Source organism: Microbacterium sp. CBA3102, assembly GCF_007954505.1.
Taxonomy (GTDB): domain Bacteria; phylum Actinomycetota; class Actinomycetes; order Actinomycetales; family Microbacteriaceae; genus Microbacterium; species Microbacterium aurugineum.
This window is the reverse complement of sequence record NZ_CP042412.1, coordinates 3,261,477-3,276,375: the sequence shown is the minus strand read 5'-3', so window position 1 is coordinate 3,276,375 and position 14,899 is coordinate 3,261,477. Positions and strand designations below refer to the sequence as shown.

21 protein-coding genes are annotated in these 14,899 nt (G+C 64.2%); 11 read left to right on the top strand and 10 right to left on the bottom strand.

From position 1 onward, the window contains the following. Positions 1-73: 73 nt before the first annotated feature. Entirely contained in the window at positions 74-235 is a 162-nt protein-coding gene (locus FGL91_RS18970; RefSeq protein WP_194239382.1) for a hypothetical protein, read from the bottom strand. A 295-nt stretch (positions 236-530) separates the two neighbouring features. On the opposite strand from FGL91_RS18970, the gene FGL91_RS15780 reads away from it, so the two are divergent. From FGL91_RS15780 to FGL91_RS15765, 4 genes are all read left to right on the top strand, one after another. After that, a complete protein-coding gene (locus FGL91_RS15780) occupies positions 531-686 on the top strand; it encodes a hypothetical protein (protein ID WP_153244300.1) in 156 nt (51 codons plus the stop codon). Then, positions 677-1,183 carry a hypothetical protein gene (locus FGL91_RS15775; RefSeq protein ID WP_153244299.1) on the top strand — a complete coding sequence of 169 codons (507 nt, stop codon included), beginning with the start codon at positions 677-679 and terminating at the stop codon, positions 1,181-1,183. The genes FGL91_RS15780 and FGL91_RS15775 overlap by 10 nt, the downstream gene beginning before the upstream one ends. A gap of 343 nt (positions 1,184-1,526) precedes the next feature. Then, entirely contained in the window at positions 1,527-2,060 is a 534-nt protein-coding gene (locus FGL91_RS15770) for a DUF488 family protein (RefSeq protein ID WP_265491356.1), read from the top strand. Between the two features lie 61 nt (positions 2,061-2,121). Continuing rightward, entirely contained in the window at positions 2,122-2,436 is a 315-nt protein-coding gene (locus tag FGL91_RS15765) for a hypothetical protein (protein ID WP_153244766.1), read from the top strand. A 281-nt stretch (positions 2,437-2,717) separates the two neighbouring features. On the opposite strand, the gene FGL91_RS15760 is transcribed toward FGL91_RS15765, so the two are convergent. Continuing rightward, complete coding sequence (locus FGL91_RS15760) at positions 2,718-3,323, bottom strand: uracil-DNA glycosylase family protein (protein ID WP_227991671.1); 606 nt, start codon at positions 3,321-3,323, stop codon at positions 2,718-2,720. 446 nt (positions 3,324-3,769) lie between these two features. Between FGL91_RS15760 and FGL91_RS15755 the strand changes: the two genes are divergently transcribed. After that, positions 3,770-4,093, top strand: a complete 324-nt coding sequence (locus tag FGL91_RS15755) for a hypothetical protein (protein ID WP_153244297.1) — start codon at positions 3,770-3,772, stop codon at positions 4,091-4,093. Here FGL91_RS15755 and FGL91_RS15750 read toward each other — a convergent pair. The 6 genes from FGL91_RS15750 to FGL91_RS15725 all read right to left on the bottom strand — a co-directional run bounded on the left by FGL91_RS15750 (position 4,090) and on the right by FGL91_RS15725 (position 7,579). Beyond that, on the bottom strand, positions 4,090-4,365 hold the full coding sequence (locus tag FGL91_RS15750; RefSeq protein WP_153244296.1) for a hypothetical protein: 276 nt from the start codon (positions 4,363-4,365) through the stop codon (positions 4,090-4,092). The genes FGL91_RS15755 and FGL91_RS15750 overlap by 4 nt on opposite strands. Positions 4,366-4,411: 46 nt before the next feature. After that, entirely contained in the window at positions 4,412-4,756 is a 345-nt protein-coding gene (locus FGL91_RS15745) for an ATP-dependent DNA ligase (RefSeq protein ID WP_153244295.1), read from the bottom strand. A 794-nt stretch (positions 4,757-5,550) separates the two neighbouring features. Continuing rightward, on the bottom strand, positions 5,551-5,694 hold the full coding sequence (locus tag FGL91_RS19165; protein WP_227991670.1) for a hypothetical protein: 144 nt from the start codon (positions 5,692-5,694) through the stop codon (positions 5,551-5,553). 186 nt (positions 5,695-5,880) lie between these two features. After that, positions 5,881-6,570, bottom strand: a complete 690-nt coding sequence (locus FGL91_RS15735) for a nucleotidyltransferase domain-containing protein (protein WP_153244294.1) — start codon at positions 6,568-6,570, stop codon at positions 5,881-5,883. Positions 6,571-6,696: 126 nt separating this feature from the next. Further along, the gene (locus tag FGL91_RS15730) at positions 6,697-7,086 is read right to left on the bottom strand and encodes a hypothetical protein (RefSeq protein ID WP_194239251.1); all 390 of its coding nucleotides are present in this window, start codon (positions 7,084-7,086) and stop codon (positions 6,697-6,699) included. Between the two features lie 199 nt (positions 7,087-7,285). Then, a complete protein-coding gene (locus FGL91_RS15725) occupies positions 7,286-7,579 on the bottom strand; it encodes a metal-sensitive transcriptional regulator (RefSeq protein WP_153244293.1) in 294 nt (97 codons plus the stop codon). A 291-nt stretch (positions 7,580-7,870) separates the two neighbouring features. On the opposite strand from FGL91_RS15725, the gene FGL91_RS15720 reads away from it, so the two are divergent. The 5 genes from FGL91_RS15720 (at position 7,871) to FGL91_RS15700 (ending at position 11,524) form a co-directional block, all read left to right on the top strand. After that, positions 7,871-8,239, top strand: a complete 369-nt coding sequence (locus FGL91_RS15720) for a thioredoxin family protein (RefSeq protein ID WP_153244292.1) — start codon at positions 7,871-7,873, stop codon at positions 8,237-8,239. Between the two features lie 152 nt (positions 8,240-8,391). Then, on the top strand, positions 8,392-9,801 hold the full coding sequence (locus FGL91_RS15715; protein WP_153244291.1) for an MBL fold metallo-hydrolase: 1,410 nt from the start codon (positions 8,392-8,394) through the stop codon (positions 9,799-9,801). Positions 9,802-9,818: 17 nt separating this feature from the next. After that, entirely contained in the window at positions 9,819-10,589 is a 771-nt protein-coding gene (locus FGL91_RS15710) for a sulfite exporter TauE/SafE family protein (RefSeq protein WP_153244290.1), read from the top strand. A 19-nt stretch (positions 10,590-10,608) separates the two neighbouring features. After that, complete coding sequence (locus tag FGL91_RS15705) at positions 10,609-11,127, top strand: DUF4395 domain-containing protein (protein WP_153244289.1); 519 nt, start codon at positions 10,609-10,611, stop codon at positions 11,125-11,127. A gap of 31 nt (positions 11,128-11,158) precedes the next feature. Then, entirely contained in the window at positions 11,159-11,524 is a 366-nt protein-coding gene (locus FGL91_RS15700; RefSeq protein WP_153244288.1) for a rhodanese-like domain-containing protein, read from the top strand. A gap of 119 nt (positions 11,525-11,643) precedes the next feature. On the opposite strand, the gene FGL91_RS15695 is transcribed toward FGL91_RS15700, so the two are convergent. Then, complete coding sequence (locus tag FGL91_RS15695) at positions 11,644-12,549, bottom strand: LysR family transcriptional regulator (RefSeq protein WP_153244287.1); 906 nt, start codon at positions 12,547-12,549, stop codon at positions 11,644-11,646. A gap of 87 nt (positions 12,550-12,636) precedes the next feature. Here FGL91_RS15695 and FGL91_RS15690 point away from each other — a divergent pair, with 87 nt between their 5' ends. After that, entirely contained in the window at positions 12,637-13,698 is a 1,062-nt protein-coding gene (locus FGL91_RS15690) for a YeiH family protein (protein WP_153244286.1), read from the top strand. 199 nt (positions 13,699-13,897) lie between these two features. On the opposite strand, the gene lgt is transcribed toward FGL91_RS15690, so the two are convergent. Then, complete coding sequence (lgt, locus tag FGL91_RS15685) at positions 13,898-14,785, bottom strand: prolipoprotein diacylglyceryl transferase (protein WP_227991666.1); 888 nt, start codon at positions 14,783-14,785, stop codon at positions 13,898-13,900. Positions 14,786-14,899 lie beyond the last annotated feature (114 nt).

The following is a 14,899-nucleotide window of genomic DNA, read 5'->3' as shown; positions in this document are numbered from 1 at the left end:
GACTGCTCCTTTGGGTACAAAAAAAGCGCCGCTTCCGCGACGCGCTGGGTGACCGGGTAGCCCGACGACGGGTCTACGGGGATGCAGCGCGGGATGGGGACCGGAAGAGCAGGTCGCCGCCGGTGAACCGGGGCGGAAGGACCTCGTGCCGCGCACCTGCGATGTCGACCACACTCGTCACGACGGAGGCGTCTGCGAAGCGCTCCGAGCGAATGGGGTCAACACCGGTGGTCATGGCCCTCACCATAGCCTCACCTACAGAAAACGCAAGTTACCCACCTCGGTAGGCGAGCCGGTTGCGTTAACCCCCCGACTAGCTAGGGTGAGGGCATGGCAGCCCTTCTTGCTTCACGCAACGCTCTCGTTGCACAGCCGGCTGCCCGCTCCCGGGTTGCTGCGGATTCTTCCCCCAGTGACGGTTCGCGGTTCTTGCGTGTTCGACGGGCTCCACCGCAGCGCGCGTAACGCCTCGTAGCCACGTGCGCCGCGTCCTCTGGGACGCGCTCTCTTGCCGTACCCAAGGAAGCCCCATGACCACCGAACACAGCCCCGCCGTACTCATCGGCGAAGCCGCGACAGCGCGCATTGCCGCGCTGCAAGAAACGCTCCATCGTCTCCGCGAACGTGAAACCCGCACCACCGCCTCGCGCGCATCGTCCTTCGATGCGGAGATGCCATGCGAATGACACACCACCGCAGTTCGCGGCACTTCGTCGAGGTGACCGGCGACCCCCTGCAATGCCTCAGCGCCACCGCAGAAGCCAAAAGTTCTGCGTCCTTGCCACCGAGCGTGAGCGTCATCGGGATCGACGGCACCAGCGCGCACACCAGAGCAGGACTGGCAGCCCTCCTTCGCCGCCACAAGCGCAACACGTCGACAGTCCCCGCCTCGCTGTCTCACGTCATCGTCGTCATCGATCACCCCCACTGCACCGACGCGTGGACAACCTCGAAGGTTCACCGATGGGCCATGTCCATCCATCGACGCATCCAACGAGCACGCGGCATCGACACCGACGTCACCGCACTCCTGGTGAACCGAGACGTCGACCCCCACCTCATCTGCGAACGTATCCAAGAGCTCGCAGGGCGCCCTCCAGGAGTGAATCCGGCAGCAGTGCACACCATGCACGACATTCGTGCACACACCATTGCCCAAGCATCCGCAAACGACTTCATCTGAAAGGAAAGGCCTTTTCCTACACCGCGACTGCGCGGCGGATTGCAAAGTTGACTTCCCTTGGAAGACGGCTATGGTCAGAGGTTCATCCGCCAGCCAATAGGGGAAGCGAGTTCTGATGCCCGGTAAGTCACCAACCACACGTGGAGCGAAAAAGATCGCTCAGCTGTCGATCAAGGAAAAGCGAGCGGCCAAGCGCGAAAAGCGCGAACCCGACGTCTTCCTCAAGCCACGCAAGGGAGCGAGCCGCTGATCGGCTGACCGGGGGACCCCTTGGGTGCGAGGAGTTCCCCGGTCGCAAACCGACCGCTCGCAACCGTTCAGGAGCAGGATGCAACCCCCTACAGTGTTCACCATCGGTCACTCCACACACCCGATCGAGGAGTTCATAGCGCTGCTCGAAAACAACGGCGTGCAACAACTCATCGATGTGCGGACGGTTCCCGGCTCCCGACATAACCCGCAATTCGGCGCGCAGGCGCTTGAGGAAAGCCTGACGGACGCCGGCCTGCAGTACGCGCGGATGGAAGAACTCGGCGGTCTCCGCCACACCCCCGTGAACGTCGAGAGCATCAACGGCGCCTGGCGCAACAAAAGCTTCCGCAGCTACGCCGACTACATGCAAACCGAGCCCTTCTCGCGCGGAATAGACCGTCTGATCGATCGAGCAAAAGAGAAGACTGTGGCCATCATGTGCGCGGAAGCGGTCCCGTGGCGCTGCCACCGGTCTCTCATCGCGGACGCGCTGCTCGTTCGCCACATTTCTGTGAAGGACATCATGAGCGCCACCTCCACCAAACCCCACACACTCACGTCGTTCGCATCGGTGGAGGGCAAACGGGTCTGGTACCCGCCCACTAACCTGGAAGGGCAACCGTAGGCATAGCGAGCCTCTCGCCGATGTGACCGAGTTGTCATTCCGAGAATGGATGTCGTCCACCATGGGCACACTGCACTACGGCGGGTCGGAAGCGCCGATCCACATCGAGGAACGTGCCCTCGCACACCTCAAAGTGATCGTCGCCACCAAGCTCCGCCGCAACGAGTCCTTCACCCTGTCCTGGCGTCATCCGGAAGGGGACCCTGAAGGGCGCAGCACCATCTGGCTACACCCGTCGATCCCACTGCAATTCACCTTCGATGAGCTCGAACCCCCGCAACTCAACCTGCAATGGATCCACACGCTGATGGAGTCAGCCAACAGCTCCGGAGGCATCACGTTCCTCGAGGGAGTCCTGGAAACACCCACAGGATGACCCCCCACTCGAGTGGGAACGATACTACGCGGGCCCGCCTTGCGTATTGCGCGTTAAAGACTCTCTAGCCGAGGGGCAGCCTTCTCGAAACGATGAGTTCCCCAGAACCGAGGCTCCGAGAGGGCTCGTCACAGAAACGTGACATCGCCTCGTTGCGTGTGGCGTAGCGCCCCAGACGCTCCGCAAGTAGCCCCAGCTACTAACCAAACGTTACCATCCATGTCCCCCAAAAGGTGGACATGGCGGCCAAGCTGCAGCGGCGCGGCGATTGCTACGGGAACTTACCGCAGTGCCCTCTCGACGTGCCGACGAAGGTCCTCTACGACATCCGTCGCATACCACGGGTTCCTGGCATGCCAGCGAAAGTTCAGCGGCGAGGGGTGCACCAGCGGGAATCGTTCGGGAAGGAACTGCTCGTAGTTCCGCACGGTGTCGGTCAGAGTCTGTGTGGTGGCGATCGGTAGATATGCCTGCTGGGCATATCTACCGATGAGAAGGGTCAGTCGGATACTTGGCATCAACGAGAACAAAGGTGGGTGCCACCGAGCGGCGACGCCTGGTCGCGGAGGTGCATCGCCCGATCCGTTCCGACCGGGTCCCGGGTAGTAAAAGTCCATCGGCAGGAGAGCAAACTGTTCCGGGTCACGGAACTGTCTTTCCGTGACCCCCAGCCATTCCATGAGCGTGGCGCCACTCGCGTCGTCCCAGGGCACCCCGCTGGCTTGTGCACGCCGACCCGGCGCCTGACCGATGACAGCGACACGGGCGCTCGCGCCCGCCGTATATACGGGATCCATGCCCTGCTCTCGGAAACCGCTGTTGGCGACATCGTGGATCAGCTCATGGCGAAGCAGAGCGAAAGGATCAGGAGCTTCGACGTTGCTCAAGAGATCTCCTGACATCGACTCGTTCACCACACATCGGTGTCTCCTCCTCCCGAAGAAGAGTACGAGCGGCACCATCATGACAGGTCGCCGGAGACCCATCGCTGTACACCACTCTCCACCAAGGACTGTCATCTTCGAGCCGTGCCACCAGCCGGCCTGCCCTGCCTGGGATGAACCCCCACCAGCGAAGCAATCTCGCCGTACGTGATCACCTGCCCGAGGGAACTGCGTCGACGATTCGCCGAACCTCTTCCAGAAGACTCAAGGCTGCCTCCAAGTGCGGGGTCTGAGGAGTGCGTCTTCTACGTTAGCGAACGGCCCGACCACGAAGATCAGACGCAGATGCGCCTGCCGTACAACTATGTGGTCGGCCGTCGATCATGGACGCAACGTCTCACGCGGGTATCGGCCACACTGTGACTAGCACCGTAAGTAGGGTAGGTCGCATGGCGATCCTGTTTTACGGTCCAGGCACCGAGCCGATTCACATCGAAGATCGCGCGCTCGCTCATCTCAAACTGGTGATTGCGACGAAGCTCCGCCGCAATGAGAGTTTCACGCTCTCCTGGAAGCACCCCGTCGGCGAACCCGGCGGGCGTTCAACGATCTGGATTCATCCCTCGATTCCGTTGCGGTTCGTGTTCGAAGAACCGGAACCACCTCAGATCAACATGAAATGGGTGGAGCAGCTCATGCAGACGGCGAACTCCAGCGGCGGGATTGCGCTCGTCGATGAAGTGCTGGACACGCCCGAACTCGAGCAGGCCTAGAGCAGATCCCAGCTCCCCGACCCATTCAGCGAAAGCACGGCATCGTCGGAATCGACATGCACGTCCTCTTCAGAGATCACAACCCGGCTGCTCGGGGTGATCAGCGCTCTCACCCGTCGCTCATCCGCGGTTACGAAGAGCACTACCCTCCCCGTCCTCGTGACGGCAGCTTCCAGCCGATCACACAGCTGCTCGATGTCCTGCGAGGGAGCAAGGACAAAACTGGAGCCGTCGATGCTGACACGAGTCTGCACCACCGAACGCTCACGCATGCCAGAACCCTACATACGAGTGCTACGCGCTCGATGGGGGTTGCAATCACGCGCGGATTGAGGCAGTCTCCGAGTCGCGCTCCAACCGTGTTTCTTCTACCGGTTCAGGCGTGAGGTACAGCCCCGTGGGGGAGTTCGCGCCAAAGGCGAGAGCATCCACCCAGGCACGGTTGATCGCTGGCGCTCGACTACCGAAGAATTTGAACACCATCGAACTGCCCGGGTGGATCCAGACGCTTGTACGGCCCCCACCAGTGCCCACGTCTTCCTTCCACGTGAAAGTGAAAGGTTCACCGCGCCGCAACTTCGCAGTCATCACGAGCTGAAGATGCGTGAGAGCACGATCTTCGATCTCAACCTTCGGCCCACCCTCGTAAATAAACTTGCCCATGACGGATCCTTTTCTTGTCTCCACGGATACCCGACTTGGAGCCACGACGATAGTCGCTAGCCCCGTCCTTCAGTCTGTGATGTCCGAACACCACATTACTTCGGTGCGTCCACGAGACCTTTTGTCATCCGAGCAAAGGTGCGACCATGGATCTACCGCGCGGTGGGTCGGTCGGTACTGGGGAGTGGGCGCAACGCACTGTTCGAGCCGGCGTTTGAGCCGGGCTGGGCTGCCCCTAACGACACCCTGGTTCAGGGACAGCCCAGCAGTGACAGCCGGGGACTACTCTCGTCGCCCCCCGAAACGACAGATCTATGGCGTGGACGAGCTGCTGTAACTTCCGCCGATTGAACCGGGCTTGGACGTAGGGCAACGCTCTCGTCTGTTGCGGATTGCTGATAGTGACCCGCGTCACTGCGACGAATTATCACGGCGGCTGCTTAAGCAAGCCCCTCTGAACACCGGGGAGGCCCCGGCTACGTTGTTTGTGGCCGCGCTACGTAGGCGGTCTGGTCGGCGGAGTCCCCAGCGAAGCCGACCGGCGGTCCCGACCAGTTCCCCAGACTGAACCGGGACCGCTGCTGTGCCCCGCCACACTCTCAGCGGCTCATTCTTTTCCCCGCGGCCTCTTCAAGCAGTTTCACGGCGAGCAATTCGCCCGCGACAGATCCGAGCCGGTCGTTCGGCAGCGAGGTTCAGGAGCTGCCGAAATCGATCGTTTACGGCGAGGTGTCTCGTGCAGCGCTGAATAGGGGTGTGACTTGCGGCGATAAGTGTCGTGGTTCCCGCGCCGATTATCCTCCTATGAGGAGTGCTTCTTGGGCGGCGTCGACGGCCTCGGGGATGAGGTGCGTCTGCTTGTTGATGTCGAGTATGCGGTTGAAGAAGCAGATCGCCGAGTTGGAGAAGGTGAACGAGATCCTCCGGTCAACGAGCATGTTTTTCGCGACCGAGCTCGGCCGCCCCTCGTAGAGATGATCGCGTTCGTCGACAAGATGCGTGGTCGTTTCGGGGTCGAGCTCGTGTGCCGTGTGTTGCGGCAGGCCGAGGTGGGGTTCCTCACCGCCCGCGGATACCGGGCCACGAAAGCGCGTTCGGCGTCGGCGCGGCAGCAGCGCGATGAGCTATCGCTGGAAGCCCTCCTGAACGCGACCTCCAGCACGGTCGAGTTCGATCTCGATCTGAGTCGCAAAACGATCGTGCTGACTCTCCGTTAGGGGAATGGACAAAGCGGAAGCGCGATCTGGATCGAACTCTGTGAGCCGTCGCGGGAGGTACTTGCCCGCGCCGATCCAACGCGAGTTCGAGAGCAGTATGAGTTCAGCCGTTTTCTCGTAGAGGAGGGCCGCAAGTATGTGACGTTCAACCGGGTCGGTTGCGTCTCGATAGTCATCCAGCAAGTCCGTTATGACGTAGCGACGGAACGTTGCTTCCGTAGGGTCAAGGGTCGGCCCAGCCTCGTATTTGCAAGACCACTCGTGTTTGTACCTCTCGTGTTCGGTTGCGCCACGGACAGCGATCCCATCAATAAGCATCTGGACAATCACTGGTCGATGCTGTTCGAACCCGCGGTTCGCCCAGACCGTGAAGCCCGCTTCGGTATACGCGAAGACCTCAAAGATCTCGTCCTCGAAGCGGTACGCCGCCGCCAGACTCGTGCGGTCGTCGGCGAAGATCTCTTCACCGAGAAGGAGAAGGTCGATGTCGCTGGTCGAGGTCCTCGTTCCGCGAGCCGTGCTTCCCGCGAGCAGCGCGACACTCGCGTGCGGAAAGTGGTGCGAGACGAAGCGTTCGACGATAGCGAGATAACTCATGAGATAAGAGCATAGGAGCTGGGCTCAAAGCCGCGTCACACCGCTTAGGCTTCCGCCGGAAACGATCGTTTGTGACGTGCCAGCGCTTGCTCCGCGAAAAGCGGGGTCAGAAACGTCCGCCGATACTTAGTTTCGACGGACGTTTGCGGTGCGGTCGGTGACGATGGGTTGGCCCGTGGGTTCAGGGCGGGCTTTGCGCGCTTGGAGTGTTGCGGCCGTGAGAGATCCAATGGCGATGGCAGAGAGGGTTACGGCTGCTGCTAGCAGACTTGCGCCTCCGAGCCATCCGGCGATCGGGTAGGTGATCAGGAAGCAGGCGTGGGAGAGCGCGAACTGTGCCGTGTAGACGAGGTTCCGGTTCTGCGGTGTCGAGGCTTCGGCCAGCAACCGGGACGACGGCGTGTTCACCAGGGAGGTGCCCATGCCGAGCAGTATCCAGGTGAGAAGAGACGCGGGCCAGCCGGCTGTGGTGGCGGTGAGTAGCCCGGTGAGTGCCACGGCGGCGAGCAGCCCCACGACGATGAGCGGGTGCGGCGTCGCATGGCGACCTCTGCCGCCCGGTAGGTGCGCAACGTCTCGAGGGTTTGTCGGGCGAGGGCCTTCTGCTCCGAGACGTCGTCCTGCCAGTAGTGGCGCGTCGCTGAGCTCGCCGTCTCCGGCCGCGCAGGGATGGATAGAGGCTGCGTCGCGTTCGGGTCGAACGGGTGCGCGTCACTCATGCGAGGGAGAGGAAGAGCTTCTCCAACTCGTCCGGGGTGCTGGTGCCATCGGCGTCGGGATCGGTCATGCAGTCGCGCAGCGCGGTGGAGATGACGAGGAACCCTGCCCGGTCGAGAGCCTTCGAGACGGCCGCGAGCTGCTGGACGACGTCGCGGCAGTGTGCGTCGCTTTCCACGGCCGTGATGACGGCGGCGAGCTGCCCTTGAGCGCGCTTGAGCCGGTTGACGACCTTCCGCTTGGCCTCAGCGTCGTGGGCGAACTCTGCGATGGGGGTTTCGATTGCGCTCATCTTCGTTCCTTCCGGGGAGTTGACAATCACGATACCCCCTGGGGTATGCTGAGTCCACTCCAACCCAATACCCCAGGGGTATTACAGATTGAGGATTCACATGTGCAGAGCAACGAAGTGCCGAACCTGCGGGAAGACCACGTGGACTGGCTGCGGGCAGCACGTCGCGTCCGTGCGCAAGGGCGTGCCGGCGTCGGATTGGTGCAACGGCCAACACACCCGCGGTGAGGTCCAGGCCGCGCAGTCGCAGCGTGGCGGGTTCCTCTCCCGCCTGTTCGGGAAGTGACGCGCATGGCCACGATCGATCTGACCGGTGAGAGCTTCGGCGGCACGGTCGCGGGGGAGGGCATCGCCCTCGTCGACTTCTGGGCGGCGTGGTGCGGCCCGTGCCGCGCGTTCGCTCCCGTGTTCGAGGCCGCGTCCGAACGTCACCCCGACGTCGTCTTCGCGAAGGTCGACACCGAAGCGGAAGTCGGTCTCGCCACGGCGAACCGCATCACTTCCATCCCCACGCTCATGGTCATCCGTGACGGTGTCCTGGTCTACAAGCAGCCCGGCGCGCTCCCCGAACCCCAGCTTGAGCTTCTGATCAGCAAGGCCCGCGAACTCGACATGGACGACGTGCGCTGGCAGATCGCCGAATCGCCCATCGCGGCCTGAAAGGACCCCCTATGTGTGCACAGATCACCTGCTCAACCTGCGGCAAGCCCACCTGGGCCGGCTGCGGACAGCACATCGAACAAGCCCTCGCGGGCATTCCCCGTGACGAGCGCTGCAGCTGCGCTCACTGACAGCGACACGAAAGCCGAACCATGCTCCTCGAACGCCTCTATGACGACGACCTCGCCCACGCCAGCTATGTCATCGGCTGCCAGCGCACCGGCGAAGCGATCGTGGTCGACCCGCGCCGCGACGTGCAGGTCTACCTCGACCTCGCCGCGAAGAACGGCATGACCATCACCGCCGTCACCGAAACCCACATCCACGCGGACTACCTCTCCGGCACCCGCGAGCTCGCCGCCCGCACCGGAGCGACGATGTACGTCTCCACTGAGGGCGGTCCCGACTGGCAGTACGGTTCGGGGTTCCAGGACGCCACCCGGATGATGCACGGACACCGCATAACCATCGGGAACATCACCGTTGACGCGGTCCACACCCCCGGGCACACCCCCGAGCACCTGTCGTTCCTGGTCACCGACGGCGCCGCCTCCTCCGAGCCGGGATACGTCCTGACCGGTGACTTCGTGTTCGTCGGTGACGTCGGGCGACCAGACTTGCTCGATGAGGCCGCCGGCGGTGTCGACACCCGCTTCGACGGTGCTCGCGACCTGTTCGCCAGCCTCCGCGACCGTTTCCTCACCCTGCCCGACTACGTGCAGGTGCTCCCCGCTCACGGGTCGGGATCCGCATGCGGCAAAGCGCTCGGCGCCGTCCCCAGCTCGACCGTCGGCTACGAACGGCGCTTCGCGTGGTGGGCACCGTACCTCGCGGCCGGCGACGAGCAAGGGTTCATCGACACGCTGCTGAACGATCAGCCCGACGCGCACGCGTACTTCGCGCGCATGAAGCGGCAGAACCGCGTCGGGCCGGCCCTGCGCGGCCAGCTCAGCCCGCTGACCGAGTACTCGGCGTCCGAGCTTCACGAGGACATCGAGGGCGACCGAGTCATCGTGGTCGACACCCGCCACCACTCCCTCGTCCACGAGGGCACCGTGCCGGGCGCGCTGAACGTCCCCGGGGTCGCGAAGGCAGCCAGCTACGGCGCATGGGTCTACGACCCCGACACCGAAACCCGTCCGCTCGTGCTGCTCATCGACTCCTCGAACACCGCAGCCCAGTTCCGGGACCACCTGCTGCGCGTCGGTATCGACCAGGTCGACGGGTTTACCACCACCCTCGACGGTCTTCCCACGGTGCAGCCTAAGACGATCGCCCCGACCGACCTCGACCAGGTCGACGCGGCGCTCCTCCTCGACGTCCGCAACCGCACCGAGTACACCGCGGGCCACATCCCCGGCGCCAAGCAGCTCTCCGGCGGCCGTGCCCTCTGGCACACCGACGAACTGCCCGCCGGCAAAATACTGACCTACTGCCAGAGCGGGGTCCGCAACAGCGTCGTCGCCAGCGCCCTCCGCCGCGCCGGGCACGACGTCATCGAAATCGAAGGCAGCTACAACGCCTGGGTCGCCGCCACCGCACCCCAGACCACCGCCGCCTGACCCGACAAGGAGCTCGAGTGAGTACGTCCATCGTCATCGCCATGACCCTCGCGGTCCTGGTCGGTGTCGCACTCGGGCTCCTCGGCGGCGGGGGCTCCATCCTCACCGTCCCCATCTTCACTCTCGTCCTCGGCACCGGAACGAGAGAAGCGATCGTCTCCTCCCTCTTCGTCGTCGCCACCACCAGCGCGGTCTCCACCGCGTTCCGGATCGGTCGACGCGAGGTGCGGTGGAAGGTCGCAGCGATCTTCGCCGCGACCGGGCTGGTCGGGGGCGTAGCTGGCGGGGTGGTCGGCCAATTCCTTCCGGAACCTGTCCTCACCATCTTGTTCGCGACGATCATGATCCTCACCGCGATCGCGATGATGCGGCCCCGACATGAGCACGCTGAACCTCGTCAGACGCCGCCCGTTGTCCGCGGGATTCGAACGGCAGCCACGGGCCTCGGGGTCGGAGTTCTCACGGGAGCTCTGGGAGCTGGCGGCGGGTTCCTCATCGTCCCCGCCCTTACCTTTCTCGGCCTCCCCATCGCCGCAGCCGTGGGGACGTCGCTCCTGGTCATCGCCGTGAACTCGTCCGCTGGGTTCCTCACGCAGATCAGCACCGCGGCTATCCACTGGCCCACCGTCCTCACCTTCACCGCCCTCGCCGTCGCCGGTTCCTTCATCGGGCTGGCCCTTTCGCACCGCCTCCCCGCAGCCAGCATCCGCACCGGGTTCGGGGTCCTGGTGCTGGCCGTGGGGCTGACCATGCTCACCACCCTCATCATCCAGGCCCTCTCCGCCTGACCACCGCAGAAAGCCCTTCATGCCCAACGCGACCGACACCGCGCCCCGCACCGGGGAACACGTCGACGGATACGAGGTGCCCGTCCTCGACGAGCACGCCATCCGCATCGCCGCCGGCATCCTCCTCGCCGCCGGCATCACCGCCCTCGCCCTCACCCTCGTCTCGGGCAGCATCCGGCCGCTGCAAACATTCGGCCTGTTCTTCCTCGTCGACATGACAACCCGCATCCTGATCAGCGACCGGCTGTCTCTCACCCTCGCCCTCGCCCGGGCGCTGAGGCGTCGCTGTCGCCCGCTCTGGGTCGGCGCGCCGCAAAAGGTCTTCGCATGGTGGCTGGCGCTTGGCATTGCCGCCGTGTCATGCGTAACGATGAGCGCCGGAATCGTCCCCCTCACCGTGACACTCGGTCTCTGCGGGATCTGCTTCACTCTCCTCTTTCTGGAAGCCGTCTTCGGGTGGTGCGCGGGATGCGCCCTGCACCAACGCCTCACCCGGCAACCCACCCGCCACTGCACCAACGGCGCCTGCGACAGATAAACCCCCACCCAAAGCTCGAAAGGACGCTCTCATGCGCCGCCTCGCCCTCACCACCCTCACCGTCATCGCCGCAATCACCCTCACCTCCTGCGCCGCCACACCCGCACCGCAGGCCGACCTCGACCCCAACGCGGTCATCATCGACGTGCGCACCCCCGCCGAGCACGCCACCGGACACCTTGACGGTGCCCTCCTGCTCGACGTCACCGCAGGCGAACTGCAACCCGCACTGCCCGACCTCGACCCCGAAGCCGCCTACCTCGTCTACTGCCGGTCAGGCAACCGGGCAGGAGCCGCCATCGACCTCATGAAGGAGGCCGGCTTCACCGACCTCCGCAACCTCGGATCGCTCGAGGACGCAGCCAGTGCAACGGGACTCCCCATCGTCCAGCCCTAAGACGTGCGCGCTCGTCCCCCCACGAGCGCGCACCCCTGCGCGCCTCGCGCGCACACCGCATCGCTCGAGCTGGTCTCGCGATGCACAACCTACGCTCCCACAGGTGCCGAAAACGATCGTTACCGGTCAGTTCGCGCGATGACGTCCAGGAAGTCCCGTATGTGAGGGGGCGGAGTCGTCCCGGCCCAGATGGCGGTGAGCGGGCGGGTGATCTGGAGATTGTTGATCCGAACTCGCACGAGTCGGCCGGCGCGGGCGTCCTCGGACACGGCGAGGGAGCTCAACGCGCCGGGGGCTATGCCGGCCATAATCGCGCTGCGAACGCCGAGCGTGGTCGTCAGCACGGCTGCGGGCTCGGCTGCGAGAGGAAAGCCCGCCTCGGTGAGGGCGTTCTCGAGCGCTTGTCGGGTGCCGCTGCCGGTCTCGCGGAGCACCAACCCAGTGCCCGCCAGTTCACGGACGGACACCTGGCGGGTCTTCGCCCATCGGTGACCGTGCTGCACAACGACTTCGATGGTGTCGTAAGCGACGGTGACTGACCGGAGGCCGGCGGGAACGACAGGGGTCTCGATGAGCCCGAGGTCTGCGGTTCCCTCGCGTATGGCCTCGACGACCGTGCTGCTGTTGGCGGCTGTGAGTTGAACGACCGGGCCGTCATTGCCGTGAGAGATGCGCCACCGGGCGATCCATTCCGGTAGGAGGTGTTCTGCGATCGTGAGGCTCGCGGCGATGCGCATCATCTTCCCGCGATCCGTGCGGAGCGAGTTGACAGCATCCGAGAACTCATCGGCCGCCGTCAGCAGCGTTGTTCCCCAGCCGACAATCAGCTCGCCCGCCGGAGTCAATCGCGAACCCCGTGCAGAACGCACCAGGAGTCGCACGCGCAAATCTTTTTCCAGTTTCCGGATGCGCAGAGACACCGCCTGCTGACTCACGCCCAACTGCGTGCTTGCCGCCGACATGCTGCTTTCCTTCGCGACGAGCGCCAAGGCTCGCAGTGCCTCCAAGTCCGGCTCGTGGCGCATCTTCCGCCTCCCAAGCACAAGCATAACTTGTATGGCGGACGGTATCTGCCTCTACTCGCACGAGCGGTCCGAGGAAATGATGGATGCATGACCCATGCCCAGGACGTTGCGACTGCCCGACCGGAACACACGCTGCTTGCCCGAGTCCGCGCGCTGCTGCCCGGGCTTGTCCTCTGCCTCGCCGCGGCCGGAGCATCGTACGGGGTCAGCCTGCTGCTGCCGGGAGTCAGCCCGCTCATTATCGCGATCGTGCTTGGCGTACTCCTGGCCAACGTCGTCCGGCTGCCAGCGGCAGCCTCCGACGGCATAGACTTCTCCGCGAAAAAGCTCCTGCGCGCCGGCATCGTCTTCCTCGGACTCCAACTGGTACTGACAGACATCCTCGAACTCGGAGCCCCGATGCTGGTCGTCATCGTGTGCATTGTCGCCGGCGGACTGTTCGGCACCGTTCTCCTGGGGAAGCTGCTACGGGTTCCATCCGGGCTCTCGCTGCTAATCGCCTGCGGATTCTCCATCTGCGGCGCGGCAGCCGTGGCGGGCGCGGCAGGGGTCACCGATCCGGACGACGAGGCCGAGGAAGACACCATCACCGCGGTCGCCCTCGTGGTGATCTTCGGAACGCTGATGATTCCCGTCGTCCCACTGATCACGGACCTGCTTGGCCTGGGCTCCGAGACGGCCGGGATGTGGGCAGGGGGTTCCATCCATGAAATCGCGCAAGTCGTCGCCGCTGGAGGCATCATCGGTGGCGGAGCGCTCACGGTCGCGGTCATCGTCAAACTCGCCCGAGTGCTGCTGCTCGCCCCTGTCGTGGCCATCCTTAGCATCCGGCAGCGCCGACTCAGCCGTACGGCAGGCGAACCCAGTCAACAGAGGTCGAGTTCGAAGCTGCCGCCCATCGTCCCGCTGTTCATCATCGGGTTCATCGCCATGGTGCTCCTGCGTTCCTTTATCCCTCTGCCGGACTTCGTGCTGACGACCGGCGGGCTGCTGCAGACAGGGTTGCTGGCTGCAGCGATGTTCGGACTCGGCTGCGGCGTCAAGATTCGGAACCTCATCAAGGTGGGCCTCAAGCCCTTCGCCCTGGCCGCGCTCTCCACCCTCCTCGTCGCCACCATCGCCTATTGCGGAGTCACCCTCGCCGGCTGAACATGGCTGGCACCAGGGCGTCACTACGCGCCGCAAACGATCGTTTTTGGCGTTACTGGCCCGGTGGCTCCTTATGAGGCGCCGCAAACGATCTCCGGAATCCCCTTTCGGCAGGGAACTTCGGCGCACCACGTCAAAAGGCCTTGTGTCGGTGATCGCTCAGACAGAACTAGCTGACAGCTGGAGGTGTGGGTGGCGTTCAGTTTGCGTCTGCGCTGCTGGGCTGATGTTCCACCGCTGGCGCGCGTCCTTCTTGGTACACGGAGGGTTCCGGTTCGGGGTGTCGTCGCCCCTGGACGATGAATAGGACGATGCCGAGGGCGACGACGACGAAGGATGCCCAGACGTTCGCGGGGATGCCGATGAGGGCGTCGCTGGTGGGGTCGATTCTGATGGCCTCGAGCCAGCTGCGTCCGAGGCCGTACCAGATGAGGTAGAGGGCGAAGGTGCGTCCCCACCGGAATCGGTATTTGCGCTCGAGGAGGAGGATGATCGCGACGCCGATCAAGTTCCAGATGATCTCGTACAGGAACAGCGGGTGGAACAGTGTTCCGTCCGGGAGGCCGTCCGGGAACATGGTGTCTGTCGGCAGGATCTCGAGCCCCCAGGGAAGGGTGGTGGGGAGCCCGAAGAGTTCGTGGTTGAAGTAGTTGCCGATCCGACCCATGGACTGCGCGATGAGCATCGCGGGCGCGAGAGCGTCGGCGAAGGACCAAAGCCGGATGCCGGTTCGTCGGCAGCCGATGTACGCGCCGACAGCGCCGCCCAGGAGGGACCCGTAGAGGGCGTTGCCGCCGTCCCAGATGGCGAAGATGTTTCCGAGGTTCGCGCCGGGATAGAAGTAGTCTCCGACGTGGGTGAACACGTGGTAGAACCGGGCTCCGATGATGCCGATCGGGACCGCCCAGATGACGATGTCGATAACCACGCCGTCCTCCGCGCCGCGTGCTGACAGGCGTCGTTGGGTGATGATGACGGCGGCGATGATCCCGGCGATGATGCACAGCGCGTAAGTGTGGATCGTCAGGGGCCCGAGAGTGAACTGTGCCCAGGATGAAGGCGGGCTGGGAAGACTGGTTGGAAGCACTGCGTACCGCTCCTCATCTGGCATCGGTTCGAATGCCCTCATACATCATCGTCTAGGTCCAGGCTCGCCGGGACCGCACCTACCGGAAGGGTTCTCCTCTTACGTGGTCGTGGC